The sequence below is a fragment of the Paenibacillus sp. FSL W8-0187 genome, from assembly GCF_037969755.1.
Classification (GTDB): domain Bacteria; phylum Bacillota; class Bacilli; order Paenibacillales; family Paenibacillaceae; genus Paenibacillus_AQ.
In genome coordinates this window covers 3,950,215-3,972,855 of the sequence record NZ_CP150206.1, presented here as the reverse complement: position 1 = coordinate 3,972,855, position 22,641 = coordinate 3,950,215, and the positions used below count along the sequence as shown (strand labels likewise).

The following is a 22,641-nucleotide window of genomic DNA, read 5'->3' as shown; positions in this document are numbered from 1 at the left end:
ATAGGATCATAGATAACGAAACATAGGATGTGAGAAACCTTGAATGAAAAGAAAGAGATTTTATTCCATGTGGAAAAGCTGCTAAACAAAAGAGATCAATTTATGATAACGAAGCTTTATTCTATGGATTTTTCCGGTTTTACGACAATGAAACAACTGTTTATTCATGAAATGGATGGACAACCGTTTGAGAGTTTCGCTCCGGGTCAGCGGTGGGGAGAAAATTGGGGATACGGCTGGTTCCGCACGACCATCGTTGTTCCCAAAGAGGCCGAAGGCAAACGGCTTGTGGCCATGCTTGATTTCGGATCCGAAGCGACCGTGTACATAAACGGTATCGTGAGCGGCGCAAAGGACCTTAACCATCATTACGTAACGTTAACCCGTTCAGCAAAAGCCGGCGAGGCATTTGAAATCGTCGCAGAGGCGTATGCCGGCCATTCGGATTCCAGGCCGATGTTCGGAGAGTCACAGCTTTGCGTTTTTGAAGAGGAGGTCTACCAGTTTTTCATCGATTTGGAGTGCTTGTACGATCTTCGCAATCATCTGGATGCCAAATCCCTCCGCGTTGCGGAGATTGATCGATGCCTGACTCAGGTGTTCGCGACCATCGACCTGACCCTCCGTCAGGAATCGCTCGGTGAGAATGCAAAGCAGTGCCGGAAGTTGATGGAGCCGCTCCTCTCCTGCGTGAACGGTTCAACGGCGCCGACCCTGTACCTGATGGGACAGTCCCACCTGGATGTCGCCTGGCTGTGGCCGATCGCGGAGACAAAGCGGAAGATTGCGCGGACCATGTCCAATCAGCTGGCGCTCATGGACGAATACCCGGAATACACGTATACCCAGAGCCAGCCGTTTTTGTTCCAGGTGGCCAAGACGCTGTATCCGGAGCTTTATGCGCGCATCAAACAGGCGGTAAAGGAAGGGAGGATCATTCCCGAAGGCTCCATGTGGGTGGAGCCCGATACGAATCTGCCCAGTGGCGAGAGTCTGATCCGTCAGGCACTGCACGGCAAGCGGTTCTTCAAGGACGAATTCGGCGTGGACAACGAGATGCTGTGGCTGCCTGATGTATTCGGCTATTCCGGGAACCTGCCGCAAATTATGAAGGGCTGCGGGATCCATTATTTCGCGTCTACAAAATTGTTCGGTACTTATGATAATGTAGCGGATCCGTTCCCGCATAATACGTTCATGTGGGAAGGGATCGACGGTTCGCAAATTTTGACGCATCTGATGAATTACGGCGATTACTATCCAATTCGGATCAACCCGTCGTTCTTGATCCATCAGTGGAGCGATCGCGTCCAGCTTGAAGGAATTTCCACACGTCTCACCCAGTTCGGACATGGCGACGGAGGCGGCGGATCCAATCGGGACGATCTCGAGTTTATGCGCAGGCTCGGCAATTTGGAGGGCGTCCCCAAGACAAAGCATGGCTCGCCGATCGAATTTTTTGAGGATCAGATCGAAAAAGGCATTCCTGACGCCAAATATGTAGGAGAGCTCTATTATCCCGCTCATCGCGGGACCTACACGACGCAAGCGATCATCAAAAAGCTAAACCGGAAGGCGGAAATCGGTTTCCGCGAGGTGGAGCTTTGGGGGGCTGCGGCGAAGCTGCTTAATAACCGAGCTTACCCTTACGAGGACTTGGAACGGTTATGGAAGGTTCTGCTGCTGAACCAATTCCACGATATTCTGCCGGGTTCCTCCATTCATCGCGTCCACGAAGAGGCGCAGCTGGAGCTGAAGGAATTGAATCAGAACGTATATGACATGGCTTCAGACGCAAGAGATGCGCTCACGGACGACGATGCCTCCCGGGTTACCGTCTTTAACTCGCTGTCCTGGCCGAGAAAGGAACTGGTCGCGTTACCTGCCGGCATCCATGGAATTGCGGATGAGAATGGAGTGGTTCTGCCGGTGCAAATGCACGAAGGCCTTCGCTACGCCGAGGTAGAGGCGCCTTCCATGGGCTGGTCAACGTACAAGACTGAAGAAGTGGAAGCGGGAGATGCTCCAGCAACGTCTGCGGTCCTTGCAACGGAATCGCGTCTAGAGAACGAATGGATTGCGCTCGAAATGAACGAACTGGGAGAGTTGACTCGTATTTTTGACAAGGAGACCGGCACGGAATGGGCGGCGGATCGCTGCAACGTCATGCGGATGTATCGGGATCAAAATTCGGATTTCGATGCTTGGGAGATCGATCGGCGCTACCGCTTGGCACCCGTCGAACTGAAAACAAACGCCAAGGTATCCGTTACCGCAAACGGACCGCTCTTCGCCAATATTCGGGTTGAGCGCGAACTGAACCAATCGACCATGGTCCAGGATATCCGTTTGCGCGCCGGCAGCCGTCGAGTGGAATTCCATACGACGGTTCACTGGTGCGAGAAGAACAAGCTGCTAAAAGTCGATTTCCCGGTTCGCGTTCATGCGAACGAGTCGTTGCAGGAGATCCAGTTCGGTTATGTCAAGAGACCGAATCATGCTTCGCGTCCGCATGATGCGGATCGTTACGAAGTGGTTCAGCATAAATGGTCGGCGCTTGCTGAAGCGAATCGCGGCTTCGCGCTGCTGAACGATTGCAAATACGGGATTTCCGTGAACGGCAACACGATGAGCCTAACGCTGCTTCGGGCTCCGACGTGGCCGGATGAGACGTCGGATCAAGGGACGCACCATTTTGCATATGGATTTACGTTCTGGAACGGCGCGTTTCTGGATAGTCCTGTCGTACAGGAAGCTTACGAGCTGAACTATCCTGTCAGCCTCGTGTCCGGAGGAGGCCGGGAGGCGCAATCGCTGCTCTTCATCGATCAAGCCAATGTGATCGCGGAGACGGTCAAGCTTGCCGAAGACGGATCGGGCGATTGGATCGTGCGTCTGTACGAGAGCAAGGGAGCTTCCGTAGCGTGCGGGCTTCACTTCGGGCTGTCCGTTGCGGCGGTTTATGAGACAAACATGCTGGAGGAGAAGTTGGCGGCTTTGCCGCAGGAGGGCGAAGAGGTATCACTTAAGTTCCGTCCGTTCGAGGTGAAGACGATCAGGCTCCGGCCGAATGACGCCGTTCTATCTGGAGCCGAATGACCAAGATCGCATGCGCAGCCGGATGGATGAGTTCGGACGGGCTACCAAAAGGGTTGCGGAGCGGGTAGGCGCATTGTTTGTGGATACGCAGGCGGCTTTCGCCAGCCATTTCGACTACGTACATCCGACTGCGCTGGTGTCCGATCGGGTGCATCCGAGCTTGACGGGCCATCTGCTGCTTGCACGCGCACTGCTGGAGGCGATTAGCTTCGATTGGTCGCGAATGCGCATGGGTTCCTAACGTCAACTGTCTTAGGTGGAATAATTCCTACTATATATTAGGGGGGACAGGGAAATCGGACTTCATTGATATTCATAAGCAGATTTATGGGTTCGAAAGACATTTCTTTACAGAGAACAGCCGCGCAGCTTGTGCGGCTGTTACTCACAAAGATTAATGTATCCGCTTACATAATGTACTTCGAGACGGAGCTTCCTCATATCGCAAGAACAAAACTCCCGTTAAATGTGGTCTGGCTTCATTGAATAAGCACGTGGATAGATGTTTTTATTGCTCGATCTGGAACATCGCATTGCTCCCATGCTGCGAAAGGAGGTGGTTAGTGAGGAGTTCATCAACGGAGAAGCAATGCCGCTCAGTGTCGCTTCGATCGCTTGGACGCGATAAACCAAACACATCCAGAGGTATTTGGGTAACCATGGCAGTAGAAATATGGATTGAACAGACGGTATCGGGTTAGAGCAACGATTTCTTCTATCAAAAGGCCAAAAGTTCGGGAGGTATGAGAAATGAAAATGAAACAGTGGAAACGTGCGGGGATATGGACTTGTATCCTGCTGATGGCCATGACGGCGCCGGGCGCCGCGATGGCAGTGCAGGCGGCGGGAAGCAGCGCCGAGCCGAATGTGAGCAGCGAGAAGATAAAGGTCCAGGGGCCATTCATGATCAAGGTGGTGGATGCCGAGACAGGCAGGGGCATCCCACATGTCCAACTGAAGACGACGAACAGTGTGTTGTATTATACGGACAGTGCCGGTATTGTGGCATTTGACGAGCCAGGTCTGATGGATCAGACGGTCTTCTTCCATATGTCGAGTGACGGCTACGACATTCCTGCCGATATGTTTGGCTACCGGGGGCAGGCTGTAGAGGTTAAGCCAAACGGCAGTGTAACGCTCGAGATGAATCGGATCAACATTGCAGAGCGGCTGTACCGGCTGACAGGCCAAGGCATTTATCGCGACAGCTTACTCGTTGGCCAGAAGCCGCCCATTAACGAGCCGCTGATCAACGGCTTGGTCATGGGACAGGATTCCGTGCAGACGATCGAGTACAACAATAAACTGTACTGGTTCTGGGGCGATACGGACAGACCGGCCTATCCGCTGGGGAACTTCCGCGTGACGGGTGCGACTTCGAAGCTTCCGAGTAAGGGGGGACTGGACCCGGATATCGGTGTGAATCTGGACTATTTTACGAATCAAGACGGTTTCGTCAAAAGTTTGGTGCCGCCTCTGCCTGATGGTGCAGGCATAGCCTGGGTATTCGGTCTGATGACCGCCAAGGACAGCGCCGGACAGGAACGTCTGCTCGCTGGCTACAGCACGCACAATCCTGAACCCACCGCCTTCGGTATTCTTGCCTTTAACGACACGACGAAGGAGTTCGAGCAGGTCGTCCAGTTCCCTTCCAAAGACGACTGGCGTCATCCGGGCGGACAGGCGACCTTCTACGAGGAGGGGGGTAAGGGATACTGGCTCTTTACCGAACACCGAATTCCGAATTTGCGCGTTGCTGCCAGCTATGACGCCATCATCGACTATACCCAATACGAATCGTTTACTTGCCTGACGCCGGGAACGACATACAACGGGGCTCAAACGTCGCTGGAACGCGACGCGGACGGTAAGCTCGTATGGGGCTGGAAAAAGGACACTCAGCCGCTCAACCAAGAACAAGAGAAAGAGCTGATCCAATTAGGGCTGATCAAAGCTGACGACCCGCGTTATTATCAATTGAAGGATATCGATACCGGTGAAGACGTTCAAATCGCCCAAAGCTCCATTGAATGGAATGAATATCGGCAGCGTTACGTGATGATCGCGCAGCAGATACAAGGCAAGACATCGGTACTTGGGGAAGTCTGGTACGCGGAAGCACCATCGCCTCAAGGTCCTTGGACCAATGCCAAGCATATCATTACGCATAACGACTATACTTTTTATAACGTAGCCCAGCATGAATACTTCAACAAGGACGGCGGCCGGGTCATCTACTTCGAAGGAACCTATACGAATACATTCACGAATCATGTCCCAACGCCACGGTATAACTACAATCAGATCATGTATAAACTCGACTTGGCGAATCCGAAGCTGGGTCTTGAGCCGGTTCAAGAAACGAACGGTAAATAGCGTCAGGGCGCCAGAGCTTTTTGGATAAACGAATAAGGACCTTTCCGTAAGCACTGTGGGGCTTTACGGGAAAGGTCCTTTTCGACTTGGATCTGTTCCTGCAAAACAAGCATACTTAGCTGCCGCTTCTCCATGATAAGCTGGCAAGCGCGATATCTTAACTAGGGGAGTCCCCGTGGATTTCCCGATACTGCTTCGGAGTTAGATTCGTGAACTTCTTGAATGCGGAAAAAAAATGCCCTTTGGATATGAAACCGCATTGATCTGCAATCTCCAGCACCGAGAGCTGGCTGGAGATCAGTTTCTCCTTCACTCTCTCGATTCGTTCCTGAAGGATGTACTCGGACAATGACACGTTCATGATCTCTTTGAATAGCTGCCGGATATAGCTGACGGAGAAGGAAAAATTGTCGGCTATCTGCTCGATCGATAATTGCGCATCCTGCAAGTGGTTGTCCACGTATTCTTTAATCTCCAAGACGATCTCTTCCTTGCGGTTCGAAGATTTCGGAACTTCGGTCTCGGATGCGAGCTTCGTGACGATGCTCTCCAGCCATGCTTGAAACTCGGACAGCGTGCTGTACCGCTCCAGCAATTGATGGATGCTGCTGATTTCATGCAGAACGCTGGACTTGTTAAAATTTTTGAGCAGGTCATAAGTAAAGTAGGTCAGGTTAAGCTTACAGTCGCGATAAGGAAGCTCATGGACGTGCTTCATCTGCTGACGCAGCAGAACGAGCGCGGTCTCCGGGCGGCCGCGGCGGATCGACTTGATGATCTCGGCTGTCTCCAGCGCCTCAGACGCAGAAGGATACCCTGCCATAAACTCTTCATAATCGCTCTCCAGAAAAATTTGCTTCTCTCCGTTAAGAAATCGCAGTTTCGTCAATTCGTAGATATGATCATAGATGTTTCGGATATTAGCGCCGAAGTCATAGGCATTGCTGACTGCAGCCGTTGTATCAACGTTCAGAATGCGTGCGACCTGATGGTGGATCTCCTCCAGAAGACGTTGTAGCTGAAGCTCGTCCAATTCTTGGCCTCCGATGACCAGGATAAGGTGATCGCCGCCCATATCCAAGCCTTCGGACGCATAAGAACCTGCACCAAACACTTCTTCGCTAATATTGCGTATGGCGTACTTGATCAATTTCCGGGAGGGGAAATCGTAACGTTCGCAAAAGACCGTATAGGCTTCGATCCGAAGAACGGCCAAAAACAGAACGTCGCAGGAAGCGAGCTTGGTCTGGGTATGGATATATTCATAGCCCTTGGTACCCGGCGTCCCGTGCAGCATCCACTGGGCGAGTAGTTCCGTTCGAACGAGCTCGGATTGGTTTCTCATGGATGCATGCAACTGCTCCACGTTGTTCAGCAGCATATCGATGCCGTCGTGGATCCATTGGATATCCGGCTTGGCATCGAACGTGGAGTTTGCGAATGCAATCTTTCCCTTCAGCTTTTCCGACAAGAAGGTGATGGAACGCAAGGAACGGCGAGAACTCCAGAAGAACAACAAGGAGAGGAGTGCCAGTAGCAGCAATGTATACGTTATCAATTTGTGCTGGAATAAGGAGATGTGGCGTGTCAAAATATGATACTCGTTCGAGTAGTATACCGACCAATTTTCAGTAGTCAGCTTGGCTGTATTGACGAACCATCTCTGATGGGGGAGCCGAACTTGAAAATCGCTGTCCTGCTGCTCCTGGCTCGCTTGATAAAGCTGTCCGCTCAGCGCGGGATTAGGCACGCCCAATAGAAGTTGCCCATGCTCGTCGAGAATCCGAATGTCTTGCTCCGAGGCGATCGTTTGGCCGAACAGAAGCTTCGACAGCAGCGGTTTATCAACGAGCAGCACGAGATAGAAGTCAGACGGCTTCTCGGGGGTTGCGGGCAGAACAAGGGCCAGGGAGTCCGAGCCATCCAGCGAATGATTAAAGAAACGCAAATATTGGGGGTGGAATGACTTCACACGCTCCAGCATGCTCGGGTCGGCAAAGGATTCACTGCGGACGATTCCGGCTTTGGAATCGACGACAAGATTGTGCTTCAAATTAATCAGATAGGATCGCTGGATGAGTGGTTCGGTGGACATGAAGTTGGATTGGGCGACGAGCGCAGCATGGTCGATGAGCGGATCTTTGCTTGTATTGAAGAACCAGTTCTGAATATTCTGATCGGCGTACATGCTGAGCCCGTTAGCTTTCAAATTGCCGAGAATCATTTCGGCCTTCGAAGCCAGGTTGTTGACTTCGTTCTGCGAATTGCTGCGCACCTCCAGCATGGTATATTTTGCGAATTCTGCAGACAGTAAATAGACGAAAGGAATCATGGAACAGATCAGAACGGTGGTCAGTACAAGAAAGGTTCGAAAATAGGTCTTCTGTAAAATAGGTTTGATCTTCATATATAAGCCAGCACCCCTTGCTGATGGATTGACGGTTTAAGGGTATAACGTAACGGTTCGATAGAAAGAAACGAGCCGTGACCTCTTTACTCAATCATATCCTGACCCTTGTGTGAAGTCCTCATTTTGACAAAGTAGAAATTAAGATGATGCTGAAAGCCCGATTTACCGCACAATCCTTAAGTTGAATACCCTTTGTGACACAATGAGGACTATTCCGAATTCCTCCTTCCGTACATAATAAACACTGTCAGGATATGGCCACATCGGACAGACCAGATCGAATGGAGGGATACTATAAATTGAGAATGTTTAGGGATCTTGTAAAGAACCGGGGCTTGTATGCGATGGCGATACCGGGAATCATCTTTCTCGTTGTCTTCTCCTATGTTCCTCTGTCCGGACATCTGCTAGCGTTCAAGGACTTTCAGATCAGCAAAGGCATATGGGGCAGTGATTGGGTGGGGCTGGACAACTTTCGCTTCTTTTTCTCCAATCGGGATTGGATTCAAGTGACGGTCAATACAGTTTATTTAAATGCGCTGTTTATTATTTTTGAGATGGTTTTTGCGCTTCTCATTGCTCTTTTCTTGAATGAGATTCGCTTGAAATGGTTTAAACGCACGATCCAATCCGTCATCTTCCTTCCTTATTTCATTTCCTGGGTCGTCGTCGGGTATATGGCATTCATTTTATTCAACAATACGGACGGCCTGATTAACCGCGTGCTGGGCATGACCGGGCTTCAGGCTGTCGATTGGTACCAGACCCCCTGGGTATGGCCGATTATTCTAACCTTAACGCGAATCTGGAAGAGTGCCGGTTACTACTCGATTATTCTGCTCGCTGCCATTACAGGTTTCTCCACCGATTATTATGAGAGCGCCCGCCTGGATGGAGCCACGAGGCTGCAGCAGATGAAATACATTACGCTGCCCTTGCTGAAGCCGCAAATCATCATTCTCGTCCTTTTGGGAGTCGGACGGATCTTCTACGGGGATTTCGGCATGATCTACGGAATTATCGGGGACAACGGAATTCTATTCCCGACGACTGATGTCATCGATACATATTCCTATCGGGCGTTAAGGCAGCTTGGCAATTTCAGCATGTCATCGGCTATCATATTCTATCAGTCTATCATGGGGCTTATCGCCGTCGTTTCGTTTAATGCGTTGGTTCGGAAAATCGATAAAGACTCCAGATTATTTTAAGAGCTTGTTCAAAATGTCATCTTTCCATGACAAAGCAAATTATGAAGTGGACTCGACCTTCAATCTTGAACTGACTTTTTGGACACGCACTTTAATTTCGCGGAATGTAAGGGAGGTGAATTCCAAATGAATCGTCCGGACGCTCTGATCCCGCGCCCACGAGTCCAACGGACAACCGAGTTCTCCGATAAAATGGCGGTGTTGTTGTTCGGACTGTTTTTGATTATATTTGCGCTGGCTTGTTTGCTTCCTTTTTGGCTGATGGTCATTAATTCGTTCTCCAGCACCCGAAGCTTGGCGGTGAACGGATACTCCATATGGCCCGCTGAATTTACGCTGGAGTCGTATCGTTTCCTCCTTCAGGGCAAGCAAATGTTTACCAGCTATGGCATCACCATTGCGGTAACAGCCATCGGAACTGTTATCGGCCTCGTCGTCACTACGTTGTTTGCTTACGTGCTGGCCCATCCGAAGAACCGATACCGGGGCTTTCTCTCGTTTATGACCTACGTGCCGATGGTGTTTGGCTCGGGGCTCGTCGGCTTCTATCTTCTGGTCGTTCAATGGCTGCATCTGAAAGATACGCTGTGGGCGCTTGTGCTCCCTTACGTCATGAATCCGTTTTTTGCGTTTATCTTAGTCTCGTTCTATCGCTCGTTGCCTTATGAGCTGAACGAATCGGCTAACATGGACGGCGCCGGAGAGTGGGCGATCTTCTTCAAAATTATCCGGCCGATCTCAACGCCGGTTATTGCAACGATCAGCTTGTTCTACGCACTGCAATATTGGAACGATTGGTGGTTGTCACTTCTGTTTATCGATAACAGCGATATGTACCCGCTTCAGTTGCTTCTTCGGCAGCTCATGTCGCAGATGCAGCTCACGTCGCTCAATCACGGCAATGTGCTTACGCTGCCGCCGGCGGAAGGGGTCAAGTTGGCAACGGTATGCCTGACGATCGGCCCAATTATACTTGTCTATCCAATGGTTCAGAAGTATTTTGTCAAAGGTCTGACGCTCGGTTCAGTGAAAGGTTGAATATAAGAGGTTGTTCAAAAAGTCGTCTTTGCATGACGAAGCAGGATCATGAAGCGGATTCGACGTCGAATCTTGAATTCAGCCCGGCCAAAGCGTATGTTCCCGAAGCATGTTTCCTGCGGAAACATTTCAGTTGCTCACGTAGCCTCCATTAAGCTAACGGACACCATAAACGCTATTAGCCCGCTGTGTGGTAGTTCCCGATTCTAACGGACCGAGGAGACCTTATTTCGGTCAAAAGCGGCTAAATGGCCGCCATGAGGGACCAATAAGGCCTCTGGAGTCCGTTACAGCGGGAAATAGCCGGGAAATGGGCAAATAAGGTCATTACGGTCCGTTACGCTGCCGCGCTACCGGGCGTCCCTAGCTTCATCCAATCTTCTTGGTCCTGAAAACATGACTTTTTGAACACGTACTATAAGATGATGATTTGAAGGGAGTAATTTACATGGCCAAATCAAAACGAAAATTCTTGGCGACGACGCTGCTCGGACTAGCCATCACTTTGTCCGGGTGCTCCGGATCCGGCGGGGATGCATCCGCGCCGGGTGATTCCGGGGAAACCGGCGATCCGTCCCTTGAACCGGTCACTTTGGAGGTTGTCATTCCGGGGGCAAAGGGGGCTAACTATGACGAGGTACTGACCGAAGTCAACAAGCGACTAAAAGCCGAAATCAATACGCAGGTTAAATTTACATTTGTCGACTTTGCCGATCTGAATCAGAAGACCAACGTCATGCTGGCTTCGGGAGAGAACGTGGATTTGATGTTTGATGCCCCGTGGCTGCATTTGGACACGATGGCTTCCCAGGGCTATTACGAAGAATTAAGCGAACTGCTGGAGCAATACGGCCCCAACGTAAAAAAGACGAGGCCGCAACAAATGTGGGACGCCAACAAAATTAACGGCAACATCTACGGCGTTCCCTTGGGAAGCGCCTATACTCAACAGAGAGCAGTCTTCATCCGAAAGGACCTGAGGGAGCAGTTCAACTTGCCGCCCGTAAAGACGTATGAGGATCTTAAAACTTATCTCTATGCCGTTCGTGACGGTAAGTCCGGTATTACACCGCTACTCGCAGGCGCAGACGACGTCACCTACAGCTGGGTCAACTGGCTGATCCGTGACGATACCAGCATCAACATTCGTCCAACGAATTTTGCTGGAGCCAGCTTGATGCTGTATTACAAGGGCAACGATGGGAAGGTCTACAACTTCTTTGAAACCCAGGAACCTAAGATCTGGTCCGGCATCCAGGATGTCCGCAAGCTGTTCGTGGACAAAGTCATGTCGCAGGACGTTTTGACGAATAAAAGCAGTCCGGCAGAAATGCAGCTTCAGAATAAAGTGGCGGCTACGCCCCAAATGGCCTTTGGGGTTCCCCAATCGTTCAACGACCAACTGAAACAGGTCGTTCCGAGCGGCGAGTTGGAAGCCGTGCGTCTGTTTGACCTTACCCAAGGGAAAAACATTTCCAATTTCAAGATGGATAACTTCATCTGCATTGTAAAGACAAGCAAGCATAAAGACCGCGCGATGATGTTCCTCGATTGGGCGAACAAGCAGGAGAATTATGATTTGCTGGAGCACGGCATCGAAGGCGTGAACTGGAAATCAACCGGCGAGCATCAATACGAAACGCTGAACAACGATGGCGGTATCATCTCGTTCCAGCTCATGTTGAATCCTACGTTAGAGCGGGAGTGGGCTGGTACGGACGAAGAGACTCAGAAGTACAGTCAATTCATTATGAAAGCCGACAACTTCACGAAGGACATCCTCACCGGCTTCACTTTCGATCCGACTCCGGTGAAGAACGAAGTGGCCCAGTTTGCGACTATTCAGGCCAAATACTATAGTGGATTATTTAACGGGGCGCTTGATCCGGACGAATACTTTGCCAGATTCAAAACGGAAGGCGAAGCGGTGCTCAAGCCAATCCAGACGGAGCTGCAGAATCAGGTCGATGCCTTCTTGGCAAAATAGAGATTGCTGTTCACTGGAACAATGCCCCGCAAAAAAAGGACCGCTTCCAATAGGAAGTGGTCAGCCTGTTGAAAATCTTCAACAGGCTCTTTTATTATTTACGAAATGATGTGGAGTTCGTTTTATGTGGATTCCGGTTCGAGAACGATGCCTCTGTCCCCGATTTTGGAATCCTTACATCAATGGGGAGTGTCCCATGTGGAGCGAAAGCGGCTCAAAATGGCGAATAATGAACAAACAGAAACGGACTAGCGTATGACTTTACGCTAGTCCGTTTCTTTCTGCATCAACTCGCAAAATATATCGAAAGTGATTATGAGGCATGTATAGATATTTTGACGAAATCGTACTTGATAAGATTGGACCGCTTCGCATAGGAAGCGGTTCTTTTGGCGGGTTGTTGTTATTTTCTAACGGCTTCCGGTAAACGGGGCAGGACCGGAAATAACCTGACGGATCGTCGCGGCCAGGTGTTCGGCCATTTGCCGATGCTTCTTGACGGAGGGGTGCCCGCAGCCTCCCATTCCGTCTTCCGGCCGCTTGATGAGCGGAAACTCCACGAAATGAATGTTGTCGTCGCCTTCTTCGTGGAGACGCTGGACGAGAGCCTTCAAATGGGGAGCGGGATCCAGCGTCATCGGACCGATTGCGCAGAACAAAGGGGCCGATGGATATCTATCGCGAATAAAACCCGTCAATTTGCGATATTGTTCAAGGTAATTCGCAGGCTCGATGGGCGCGGACCAATCATTGGTTCCGAGATTAACGACAACCATTTCAGGATGAAACGGATCCATGGCTTGTTGATCGAGATCAGGACAGATGGTTTCCATGAAATAATCTGACATGCGGCCTTCCTGGCCACCGCCGAAATTCTGATAGCATCCCGTGCCGGACGCGCCCACAATCAAAGTTTCGGCATTTAAAAGTTGACCGGTCAGCGAGCTGTAAGCGAGCGCGATATTTTCGCGTGAAGCATCGCAGTCGCAGGGAATCTGCGCCTCGTTACCAAAGCCGCACGTGATCGAATCACCAATGATGAGCAGTTGGTGGGGAAGAGGGGCTGGCGGGCTCAGAAAGGTTCCTTTTTCTGTCGTCAAATCAGTAAATTTAATGCTGCCGAATGCCGCTTCCGTACGTTTCTGCAGCGTTAAGGTATGTGGCGAGTCCTCAAGGTCATCCGCAAGCTGGTACAGCCGGTTATCCGGATCGATTCTCATCACCCTTACCGGAAGATCGTCGATATAGACGTTAAGCCAGCTTTTCCCCTCTCCGTTGACATCCTCTATCTCGGCCGTTATTTCCCGTCCTTGAAAGCGCACAGTTATCGCACTTCCGGGAAGAAAACAGGAGATGCCATCCGGCTCTTGATGGAAGAGCCCGTGTCTCAGACTTAAATTCAAAAAGTCGAATTTCATAAACATACCTTCCTTTCAAGGATCTATTTAAGTAAAGAATTTATGCGTACGGGTTCTTGCATGTAGACTCCCGAATCACCAAAGAAACGCCAGACAATATTTTCGTGTTGCCTCCAAGAGTTTTGCCTTGAATAACTTGGTGGAGTAAATGCGCAGCGTTTCTGCCGATTTCCTCGAAATCTTGCCGGACGGTAGACAAACCGATCGACAGGTTGCTGGAATGGTCCCAATCGTCGAATCCCATAATGGAAACATCCTGCGGAATTCTAATGCCGCGGTCCGTCAGCTTCTCGATCATTTCTATGGCAAGTTTGTCATTGCAGCAAAACAAAGCAGTAACATTCCGCTTCAAAATACTGTCGGCTAGTGCGTCATAGTCCACGCGGGTCAGCAAGTTATCGTCGGTTAACGGAAACCCTGCCTGACGCATGGCGCTGCAATAGCCGGCGAACCGCTCCTGCTCGGAATGAAGAAAGAAGTGATAGCTTGCGAACTTTATTTTGGTGTGCTTCAGACGGATCAGCTCCCGGGTAGCCAGGATCGCTCCGTCATAATTGTTGCATCCGGAAAAATAGCTGGGATGATCCACATTGTACCGGTCTACCAATAGATAGGGGATGTTATTTTGTTCGATGAATAGGTAGTTATCCTTGCTCTGGATCGGATCGAACGGATAAATCAAGAAGCCGTCGACTTTCCGGTCCAGCATTTTCTGAATGGATGCTTGTTCAACGGCCAAATTTTCGTTGCTCCATTCCACGATTAAGGAGTAATTGAATTCGGCGGCCACTTGCTGGGCGCCTTTGATGATTTTCATATACGATACATCGTAATTGTCCTCCGCCGATAAAATGAACGCGATCAAGTGACTCGAATGGTCTGCGGCTTGATCTCCATTTACAAAAGAGCCCTTTCTTTTGATTCTGGTGATTACGCCCTCGTTGGCCAGTTCCGTCATTGCTTTTCGAATCGTTATTCCGCTTACATGAAATTGTTTCATAAGATCTTCTTCATTCGGCAGCTTATTGCCAGAGCGAAGCTTGCCGACTTGAATCTGATGCAGCAGCGCTTGTTTTACCTTCATGTACTTCGGCTCGTTCACAAAAATTCTCCTCTTTTACAGACTGGTGCTTAATCACGGTACTTCAAATGATTTTATAAAAGTATACTTTATTAATGCGTTGAAATCAAGGCTGTTATCTTGAATTTCATGCATATGATACGTATAAATTAAGGGGGGTTCATTGCTTTGTAATTGACTAAAAGTATACCGATTGATAATATAAATATAGTTATTAACAAAATAATGTATACTTTATTTTACGCTATAAGGATTTCGTTAGTCTATGCAAAAGTTGGAGGGGGATTTATGTTGGAGTTTAACTTTACCAAATATGCCAGACTGATGGGGAGATTTGATCTGACCGAGAAAGAGAAGCCGAAATGCGGATGGGTCAACAGCGCGGTTTTTGTTGCCTTCCGAGGTACGGCCATCTCGATGACGGCTGAGGATTCCGACGGCCAGGATTATGTTGAAATCGTAGTGGACGGTGTCGCTCGTAATTGGATCAATTTGAAGAAAGGGGTACATGAATACATAATCGAACAGGGGCTGCCGGAGGGTGAACACACTTTAGAGATCCACAAGCGAACGGGGATCCTCACCGGAAGTATAGCATTTCATCATTTTTCTCTGCCTGACGGCGGAAGCTTCCTTGCCCCGCCCGCGGCAAAACCTGTCCGGCTTGAATACTTTGGGGATTCCATCACGGATGGAGCAGGGATCGGTCATCCGCATGTGCTCGCTGAAGCTCCGCATCTTGACGACGGATACATGTCCTATGTCGGGATCAGCGCCAGAATGTTGAATGCGGAATATCATACGATGGCCATATGCGGAATTGGCGTTTGGCAGGATGCGGTAGGGAACAAGCAAGGATTGCCGGAACATTTTTCGGGGACGCTCGGCAAAGGGACGGCGCCATGGGACTTTTCCCGGTATATGCCTGATGGAATCGTCATTAATTTGGGCCAGAACGATTATTCTACGCCAATTGACGATGAGGCGTATATTGCCGCTTATATTGAATTCATTCAGGTTATCCAGGAAAAGTATAACGATCCCTACGTCTTTTGCTGTGTCGGAACCATGAATAACAACTATCTTGCGAGCGTGAATAAGGTCGTGTCCTATTTCAATCAAAGCGGAAACGGGAAGGTATTCGTAGTTGATCTGGGGTTGATTCATCCGGAGGTGGAAGGATGGGGCGGCCGATATCATCCCGGCTATCAGACGCATTACCGAATGGGGTGGGAACTAGCCTCTTTTATATCCGCCAAGACCGGATGGGAATTGCTTAAGCGTCCGTCGATCGCCACGGAATGCGTGTTTTGAAATCATTGATTTAACAGAGTCGCTAAATCAGAGCGGCGAATACATGAGCAGCATCATGCTATTAACTGGAGCGTGGGTCATTTTCCGAAAAAATGGATTCATTCAGCTCGATCCAGAATGCAGCTTTCGGAGGAAAAGAAACGTGAAGATCGAAATTAAAAACGACCGCTCCCTGATTGAATATGGGGACGGTCGTTTTTATACTTTTGAATTTGCTGCATGACAGGGGACGAGTTATTTTAAAAAAAATCACAAAAAAGGAGTATCGGGGGATTCTAATGTCTGCAAATCTTCTAATATGGCCTCCAAATCTTTTCTGGCCGATGGGCTCAATGACTGTAAGGGCAGAGGAAGGCTTGGGCTTGAAACAAAATCGCTGATTTCTGCTGCCGTGGATACAACACGAAGACTACCGTATTTAAAGAATAGCTTCCATAGAGGGTCTAGAAGGTCCGATAATCGTTTTGCTTCGTCAAGATACCCTGCCTGGACCAAACGAGTTAACTGGAGGCAAGTTTTTGGAAATATCCCTGCGAGAGCTGAATACCACGCTTCACAGCCTGCACTCAAGCCAATGACTCCAAACGGATCTCCACTGATCCCTATGGTTACATGGGGAGGAATTACGGATCGTAGATTGTTAACTCGCGATCTAGCTTCCGCTAAATCAGAAGGGACTCCGGGGATCTTTATCGAACTGACGTTTGGTAGTTCAGCAATCCGACCATGTAACTCATCGCTAAATTGAAAATGGGTGGTACTCGGATTATCATATACACATAATGGTACGGAAAGTGAGCGGGTCACTTGTTCGTAGAGTTTAAATACCTCTTCATCCATTAGTGTTTGATAGGAGAAAGGAGCAAGTAAGACGGCGCTTGCCCCTAATTTTTGTGCATCTTCAGCATATCGAAGTACATCAAGGGTACGGATCGCACTTATACTCGTCATTACGGGAATTCCTTCTGCTGAATGGATAACAAGTTGAAGTACACGGGACCGCTCATCCCGGTCCAGGTATGCATAATTTCCGGTTGAGCCGAGCGCGCCAATGGAGTCGACGCCGGCGTTAACTAAACGTTGTATCAATGTCACAATAGACTGTTCGTCTATACCCGTCTCATTAAGTGGTGTTAATGGAAAAGCAGATAATCCGTGGAACATGAAATGACACTCCTTTACAATCGCGAAGAATTATAATTGGATTATAAGAAATGAATTGGACTACTTTACAGTGCCAATTTCCAATCAATTAGCAGTGCCAATTTTTCTGCGAAAATATTACGGGAACGGCAACGCTATTAATACGTAAAACAGTGGAAGCCGATTTAAAATCAAACAAGATGTCATAACACTGGTTGCCCCTCGCGTATTCGTCAAAGGGCAGACATTGCTGTGCGTTCAGGGGAGTGATGATTTCATGCATTTACTTGAGTTTTGCAAAGGAATCCAACTGGGGGAAGTAGCTGTCCGGATCATTGTAGACTACGACATGGAGGAGAGTGAATACGCGGAGTTAAAGCAACGTTTTCAGACGGATCGCCATTCATTCTTCCAGCATACTACAGGAGCAGCCGGGTACAGGCAAAAACTGCTTTACCTTTTCGTGAGATTTTCCATTGATGCTTATGGGGAGTACCGAGTTCGGGGAATCGCCGACAAAATCTATTTCGATACGTTTTCGGACATTCGGGTTTGGTGCGAGGTTTGTTACCGGGATTACGGCGAGTACGGCATTGAGGAGTACAACTGGCTTCAAGAGCATGTCCGGCTCCGGCTGTTCCGCCTTGGCAGGCTGCAGTTTCAGCCTATCGCTTTTGAAAGCGATTTAAAGGAAGGGAACCTGACAGTGGAGAAGCATCAGCTCGTGCTGAATGTGCACATCCCGGAAGGGGAGCCGCTAACCCCGCAAGAGGTGGAACACTCCTTTTCGTTAGCCCGGGCATTCTTTAGAGGCATTCCGCCAATCTACACTTGCCGCTCTTGGCTGCTGTATCCCGGTCTTGATAATATCCTGAAAGCCGAATCGAACATTCTACGCTTTCAGCGGCTGTTCCATATTTATGAGGTCGATGAAGCATCGAGGGAAGCCGAGCAGCGAATCTTCAATCGAGTCACAGCGGTTCCTTCCGAATATGGAGAGGGAACGAGTTTGCAGTGTGCAGCGAAAGCGTTTTTACAAAATGGTGGAAAGCTTGGCCGGGGCTGTGGTATATATGTGCCGGAAACTAATAACCACTTTGATCAAGAGGTGTGACACGCAAAAAGAGCAAGTGTCCCTCAATTCTATTCAATTGAACTGAGGGATTCATATTTTTTTACGCTGTCTACTTGAAAAGGAGCATATCACATTTGGTTAGCGGGTTTTTTGGACACAAACATTTAGCTTACATAATGGTTGTCAGCTCTATTTATAGATTTCTTGTTCCAAATATCAAATCGAATGTTACTGGTAACAATCCCGTATAGAATAATAATCACCCCTATCCACTGAGGCCAGCTTATGGCTTCTCCCAGCACTAAAGAGGACATCATAACGACAACCGGCAATTCGGATGACGTAAGAATGGTTCCCAATCCCGAACCAACATGCGGGATTCCAATCGAATACAGAAGTGGTGGAAGGACGCCGCCGAATATGCCCAGAGCTAATCCATAAGGAATGATTCCCATAAGTACATCCAAGTCAAACAAAAACGTTGGCGGAAATACGATAAATACGATCAATGCGCCTCCCGTGGAAAGAAGTGCGCTTTTTAGAATAGGAGGGGTCTCCTTTTCAACCGACCCACTCAAAAAAACGAATGTGGAAAAGGATAATGCCGCAAGCATTCCCAAAAAGCTTCCCTGCCATGACAACGCCAAGGGTTCCTGAGAAAGGATATTGGCAGCCAACACGGAACCAACCAGAAGCAATGCTATGGAAATAAGTTTCGTCTTGGTCGGTTTTTTCTTATGGAATCCCCACTCCAACAAAGCTCCGATCCAAACAAATTGGAACAAAAAAACGATAGCAAGAGATGCGTTTAAAGTTTGTAAGGCTTGATAATAAAATATGCCCGTTAACCCGAATGGAACTCCGGATAAGATAAGCCTTGAAGTTTGTATTCGAGTCAGTTTTTTCTTTTTAGTAAATAACACGGCAAGCCAAGTAAGCACAACACCGAAGAGATACTGTCCTCCGGTTACAGCGGACACGGTGAAACCTGCTGCATACGCCAATTTGACAAAAGTGGACAAAACCCCCATAACTGCAGCCTCCTAAAAAAACGATCAGTGCATAGTGCCATAATTTCATCAAGTCAATTGCCAAGATATACCGATGAATATTAGGTTTAGATCAATGAATCGCTCCATGCGACTCCATTCATTTAGGTATTGACTTTCTCGCAAGGTTAAGGATTATGATTCTAAAGGAAAGAGGGGATTATAAGCTGTTAGGAGGGGATTTCGTGTCGAATACTTGCGAAAAATGCAGTGCCCATCTACCTATGGGGAATACATGTCAATCGATTTTTAACGAATTTATGGCACTTGAATTCACTGATCCTAGCTATGGACAGGTTCACTTTCTCACTGTTGCATCTTACATGGTTCAACATGAAGGCTATAGCGATGAAATGTATGTCTGGGTCCAAACCGCATTACGGAAGCATCTGGAAGAAGGCTACGCAACCGGGTTGATTCGCCAAGATATGGCCAGAGGACCAGGGAGCACCAAGGGGATTCGAAGGCCAGTGAATGCGCCGCCTCTCCCCAAGGTGGCTTGGACCATGACGATTGCCGACGTAGCTGTACAGATGCATGACGCCGAAAGCTATTGTAAGCTCATTGAGCAGTGGGGTCGTACGACGCTTAAAGAGATGGGAGCGCTTGTTTTATGATGAATGATGCGAATCAGAACCAAGTCAAACGGCGTGCGGCTCTTTTGAGCAAAACCGATGGGTCAGCGCTGCCAGCATCTATTCTTGGAAGAATTCGCAAATTGCGGATTGCGGCATACTGACTCTGACGCCTTTTAGGGGAAATACTCTCGATCGCGAAGTGGTGTGTTCAATCCGCAAGTATGCCTCTGATCAGGGATACGAACTTCAGTATCAATGCCTGCTCGATAACCAGGCGTCTACTACATCCAACATGCATTTTACGACCAAAGACTCTTCCGGCACCGGTGGGGTCTTTTTTGCGCTTATTTCTTGATTTTTTTAGTAGAGTTATATTGTACAAACTAAATGTAACATCCGGGGAATTGTGTATTTCAAGGAATATTGGATATAAGCGGCCAATCTAGGTTAAGGTCCTCATTAGTGTGATTACACTTGTGGGAAGCTGATTGTTGTTTTACATGCTGATTTGGTGTAAGACTAGTGTATGAAGTGTGAGATATAGGAGAAGGTGACAATGGCAAATATTAATGATATCGCAAAGCGTGCAGGAGTATCCGTATCAACCGTATCAAGGGTGCTGAATCAACATCCTTATGTATCTGAATCGAAGCGGGCAGCTGTGCAGCGTGTGATTGATGAAATGGACTATACGCCAAATCGCTTAGCTGTCGATTTAATCCGAAAGGAAACAAGAAGTATCGGTGTGATCATGCCGTACAACAACAATCAAGCCTTTGATCAACTGCTTCATGGTGTACTTAATCGATCGGTTGAACGTGATTATTCCGTGATGGTTCTCCCTACAAAGTACGATCCTGAAAAAGAGCTTAGCTGCTTAAATATGCTGAAAAATAAACAACTGGATGGAATTATCATTACCTCTCGTTCGAACACTTGGGATGCCATTATGCCATATACCAAGTATGGGACGATCGTCGCATGCGAGTTTACGGATCATCCTGAGATTGGCTGTGCTTACATGGATCGATATGCATCTTATGTAGATACGTTTCAACTGTTAAAGGATAGAGGGCATTCACGAGTCGCTTTTACGACAGCAAGAGGAGAAGAGAGTAATAGTACACAGCTGACAATAAAAGCGTATCAGTATATATTTGGTGATCTGTCGCCAGCATACCATATCACGGATTGCTACAGCATTGAAGACGGGGTAAGAGCAGCACAACAACTACTTAATATGGATCTTAGACCAACCGCTGTTTATGCGAACGGCGATGAGGTTGCGACAGGCATTTATCAGTATGCAAGGAGCATTCAACTGGGGGTGCCAGAGGATCTGGCGATCATTGGCCAAGAGAATCAGCCCGTTGGAATTGGGCTGCACCTGTCTACGGTTGATCATCAATTGGTGAAAGTCGGTGAACAAGCCTTTGATCTTACAATTGAGAAATCAAAGGATAAGGTAGAGATTCCTTACCACATCATTGTACGTCAATCGATATAGTTAGGAGCTCATCTTTAATAATGCTGATGGAATGGCGACAAATCCAAGGTTTTAGAAGAGTTTTAAAGCTTTGTCGATGGGCAAAAACATGGTTTCATTAAAAGCCGCTATTATAGCGGCTTTTTAAGTTTTATCTATGAAGTTACCAATATTCAACGGAAGTTAATTTAGTCTGATTTGATTTCGATATTCGAGAGGACTCATTTCATAAATCTCTTTAAAAGCAGCCCCGAATTTACTCTGACTTTTGTACCCCACCGCCAAGGCAATATCCCCGATGCTTTTTGAAGTCTTATGTAACATGGAAGCAGCCTGCCTGATCCGATATTCTTTCATATATGCCGCAATGGAAACGCCGTATACTCCTTTGAAAGTAGTCTTTAGTACAGTCGGACTGATACAGTATTGCTGAGCTAGTTCCTCAATCGTAAATCTTCGTTCAAATTCTTCTGTCATTCTCTTTTGAATCTGTTTGATAATATCAACTTGCTGCCTTGCATAAATCGTCTTTTGTGTCTCACTGGCTATATCAAAGTAATAAAGATATATTAACATTTCTAGTACTTTAAGCCGGAAATAAGTGGATTTGGCCTCGATAGGAACCGAGTACATACCACAGAAGATATGCTGAATCTCTTCCTTGGCCTGTATAAAAAAGCACTCATCGTTTACAAAAAAACGAGTAGCCATTCCTTGAACATCAATTGGAAGATCGGGCAAATAATCTGACAACTGTTCTGCCAACTTTTCCAAATCAATCGTAATGTTTATCCCTTTATAGCAGCCCAATGGAAGCTCAATGCAATCACTGTGGTTGCTCATTGTGTTCATGAACAAATCACCTTCGCCTATATATTGCAGGCACCCGTCCTTCATTTTACACTCGGCTCGTCCTTCTTGACAGTGATTTAGTTCCAGAATGTTACGTTTGGAGTGAAGTGTTGGTATAAAACGGCTCGCCTGAAAGCTTAAGCTAATCACCTCAACACCAGGCATTACAGCATACACCGAGGCAGTACCTTGCCCATCCTTAGGATCCAGCTGATAAACAATGTGGTCATGGTTCCGTGCAACAATCATGCCTGTACTAAAATGTGAAAAAGCAGATGCTCCCATAGGTTGGTTTCTCCTCCGATTTTTATTTCTATACCCCATCTTAATATATACGAATTCAAATAGACAATTTCCGAGAGTCTTGGGTTTCCATTGGGAATCCATAGGCAGTAGGAGTTCGTTTACATACAGTATCGTTAAAAATTATTCCAAACCGTCGAACTTTTAGCCCAATCAGATTCACTTTCCACATTTTATTGAAAAAAACATTGGAGAGAGTATACTTTTAAACAATCAAACGA

16 protein-coding genes and 1 pseudogene are annotated in these 22,641 nt (G+C 48.0%); 11 read left to right on the top strand and 6 right to left on the bottom strand.

The window, feature by feature from the left end; translation table 11 throughout:
- Positions 1-39 precede the first annotated feature (39 nt).
- The 4 genes from MKY48_RS17640 to MKY48_RS17625 all read left to right on the top strand — a co-directional run bounded on the left by MKY48_RS17640 (position 40) and on the right by MKY48_RS17625 (position 5,475).
- A complete protein-coding gene (locus tag MKY48_RS17640; RefSeq protein WP_339290097.1) occupies positions 40-3,099 on the top strand; it encodes a glycoside hydrolase family 38 C-terminal domain-containing protein in 3,060 nt (1,019 codons plus the stop codon).
- On the top strand, positions 3,071-3,340 hold the full coding sequence (locus tag MKY48_RS17635) for a hypothetical protein (RefSeq protein WP_339265042.1): 270 nt from the start codon (positions 3,071-3,073) through the stop codon (positions 3,338-3,340). Before MKY48_RS17640 ends, MKY48_RS17635 begins: the two co-directional genes overlap by 29 nt.
- 322 nt (positions 3,341-3,662) lie before the next feature.
- Positions 3,663-3,800 (top strand): hypothetical protein, encoded by a 138-nt coding sequence (locus tag MKY48_RS17630; RefSeq protein WP_339265040.1) that lies wholly within the window; start codon positions 3,663-3,665, stop codon positions 3,798-3,800.
- A 49-nt stretch (positions 3,801-3,849) separates the two neighbouring features.
- Positions 3,850-5,475: a hypothetical protein gene (locus MKY48_RS17625; protein WP_339265038.1), complete on the top strand. Its 1,626-nt coding sequence runs from the start codon at positions 3,850-3,852 to the stop codon at positions 5,473-5,475.
- Positions 5,476-5,632: 157 nt separating this feature from the next.
- Here the strand turns inward: MKY48_RS17625 and MKY48_RS17620 are convergent, their stop codons facing one another.
- A complete protein-coding gene (locus tag MKY48_RS17620) occupies positions 5,633-7,882 on the bottom strand; it encodes an AraC family transcriptional regulator (RefSeq protein WP_339290095.1) in 2,250 nt (749 codons plus the stop codon).
- A 302-nt stretch (positions 7,883-8,184) separates the two neighbouring features.
- Between MKY48_RS17620 and MKY48_RS17615 the strand changes: the two genes are divergently transcribed.
- The 3 genes from MKY48_RS17615 (at position 8,185) to MKY48_RS17605 (ending at position 12,121) form a co-directional block, all read left to right on the top strand.
- Positions 8,185-9,096: an ABC transporter permease subunit gene (locus MKY48_RS17615; RefSeq protein WP_339290094.1), complete on the top strand. Its 912-nt coding sequence runs from the start codon at positions 8,185-8,187 to the stop codon at positions 9,094-9,096.
- Positions 9,097-9,222: 126 nt separating this feature from the next.
- Positions 9,223-10,134, top strand: a complete 912-nt coding sequence (locus MKY48_RS17610; protein WP_339290093.1) for a carbohydrate ABC transporter permease — start codon at positions 9,223-9,225, stop codon at positions 10,132-10,134.
- 448 nt (positions 10,135-10,582) lie between these two features.
- Positions 10,583-12,121 carry an extracellular solute-binding protein gene (locus tag MKY48_RS17605; RefSeq protein WP_339290091.1) on the top strand — a complete coding sequence of 513 codons (1,539 nt, stop codon included), beginning with the start codon at positions 10,583-10,585 and terminating at the stop codon, positions 12,119-12,121.
- Positions 12,122-12,531: 410 nt separating this feature from the next.
- Here the strand turns inward: MKY48_RS17605 and MKY48_RS17600 are convergent, their stop codons facing one another.
- Both MKY48_RS17600 and MKY48_RS17595 read right to left on the bottom strand, forming a co-directional pair.
- A complete protein-coding gene (locus MKY48_RS17600; protein ID WP_339290089.1) occupies positions 12,532-13,539 on the bottom strand; it encodes a GDSL-type esterase/lipase family protein in 1,008 nt (335 codons plus the stop codon).
- Positions 13,540-13,579: 40 nt separating this feature from the next.
- Positions 13,580-14,641, bottom strand: a complete 1,062-nt coding sequence (locus MKY48_RS17595; RefSeq protein ID WP_339290088.1) for a GntR family transcriptional regulator — start codon at positions 14,639-14,641, stop codon at positions 13,580-13,582.
- A 267-nt stretch (positions 14,642-14,908) separates the two neighbouring features.
- Between MKY48_RS17595 and MKY48_RS17590 the strand changes: the two genes are divergently transcribed.
- Positions 14,909-15,934 carry an SGNH/GDSL hydrolase family protein gene (locus MKY48_RS17590; RefSeq protein ID WP_339290086.1) on the top strand — a complete coding sequence of 342 codons (1,026 nt, stop codon included), beginning with the start codon at positions 14,909-14,911 and terminating at the stop codon, positions 15,932-15,934.
- Between the two features lie 249 nt (positions 15,935-16,183).
- On the opposite strand, the gene MKY48_RS17585 is transcribed toward MKY48_RS17590, so the two are convergent.
- On the bottom strand, positions 16,184-17,098 hold the full coding sequence (locus MKY48_RS17585) for a dihydrodipicolinate synthase family protein (protein WP_339290084.1): 915 nt from the start codon (positions 17,096-17,098) through the stop codon (positions 16,184-16,186).
- Positions 17,099-17,354: 256 nt separating this feature from the next.
- Between MKY48_RS17585 and MKY48_RS17580 the strand changes: the two genes are divergently transcribed.
- On the top strand, positions 17,355-18,191 hold the full coding sequence (locus MKY48_RS17580; RefSeq protein ID WP_339290082.1) for an acyltransferase domain-containing protein: 837 nt from the start codon (positions 17,355-17,357) through the stop codon (positions 18,189-18,191).
- A 125-nt stretch (positions 18,192-18,316) separates the two neighbouring features.
- Here the strand turns inward: MKY48_RS17580 and MKY48_RS17575 are convergent.
- A pseudogene (locus MKY48_RS17575) lies at positions 18,317-19,232 on the bottom strand (DMT family transporter).
- A 154-nt stretch (positions 19,233-19,386) separates the two neighbouring features.
- Between MKY48_RS17575 and MKY48_RS17570 the strand changes: the two are divergent.
- Together MKY48_RS17570 and MKY48_RS17565 are read left to right on the top strand one after the other, a co-directional pair.
- On the top strand, positions 19,387-19,818 hold the full coding sequence (locus MKY48_RS17570; RefSeq protein WP_076321444.1) for a DUF5946 family protein: 432 nt from the start codon (positions 19,387-19,389) through the stop codon (positions 19,816-19,818).
- Positions 19,819-20,335: 517 nt separating this feature from the next.
- The gene (locus tag MKY48_RS17565; protein ID WP_339290080.1) at positions 20,336-21,286 is read left to right on the top strand and encodes a LacI family DNA-binding transcriptional regulator; all 951 of its coding nucleotides are present in this window, start codon (positions 20,336-20,338) and stop codon (positions 21,284-21,286) included.
- A gap of 162 nt (positions 21,287-21,448) precedes the next feature.
- On the opposite strand, the gene MKY48_RS17560 is transcribed toward MKY48_RS17565, so the two are convergent.
- The gene (locus tag MKY48_RS17560; protein WP_339290078.1) at positions 21,449-22,402 is read right to left on the bottom strand and encodes an AraC family transcriptional regulator; all 954 of its coding nucleotides are present in this window, start codon (positions 22,400-22,402) and stop codon (positions 21,449-21,451) included.
- Between the last annotated feature and the right edge of the window lie 239 nt (positions 22,403-22,641).

Bases quoted from the DNA above. Each gene is read 5' to 3' on its own strand.
- MKY48_RS17635 (WP_339265042.1), top strand. From the start codon at position 3,071: ATGACGCCGTTCTATCTGGAGCCGAATGACCAAGATCGCATGCGCAGC.
- MKY48_RS17625 (WP_339265038.1), top strand. From the start codon at position 3,850: ATGAAAATGAAACAGTGGAAACGTGCGGGGATATGGACTTGTATCCTG.
- MKY48_RS17620 (WP_339290095.1), bottom strand. From the start codon at position 7,882: ATGAAGATCAAACCTATTTTACAGAAGACCTATTTTCGAACCTTTCTT.
- MKY48_RS17610 (WP_339290093.1), top strand. From the start codon at position 9,223: ATGAATCGTCCGGACGCTCTGATCCCGCGCCCACGAGTCCAACGGACA.
- MKY48_RS17605 (WP_339290091.1), top strand. From the start codon at position 10,583: ATGGCCAAATCAAAACGAAAATTCTTGGCGACGACGCTGCTCGGACTA.
- MKY48_RS17600 (WP_339290089.1), bottom strand. From the start codon at position 13,539: ATGAAATTCGACTTTTTGAATTTAAGTCTGAGACACGGGCTCTTCCAT.
- MKY48_RS17590 (WP_339290086.1), top strand. From the start codon at position 14,909: ATGTTGGAGTTTAACTTTACCAAATATGCCAGACTGATGGGGAGATTT.
- MKY48_RS17585 (WP_339290084.1), bottom strand. From the start codon at position 17,098: ATGTTCCACGGATTATCTGCTTTTCCATTAACACCACTTAATGAGACG.
- MKY48_RS17580 (WP_339290082.1), top strand. From the start codon at position 17,355: ATGCATTTACTTGAGTTTTGCAAAGGAATCCAACTGGGGGAAGTAGCT.
- MKY48_RS17565 (WP_339290080.1), top strand. From the start codon at position 20,336: ATGGCAAATATTAATGATATCGCAAAGCGTGCAGGAGTATCCGTATCA.
- MKY48_RS17560 (WP_339290078.1), bottom strand. From the start codon at position 22,402: ATGGGAGCATCTGCTTTTTCACATTTTAGTACAGGCATGATTGTTGCA.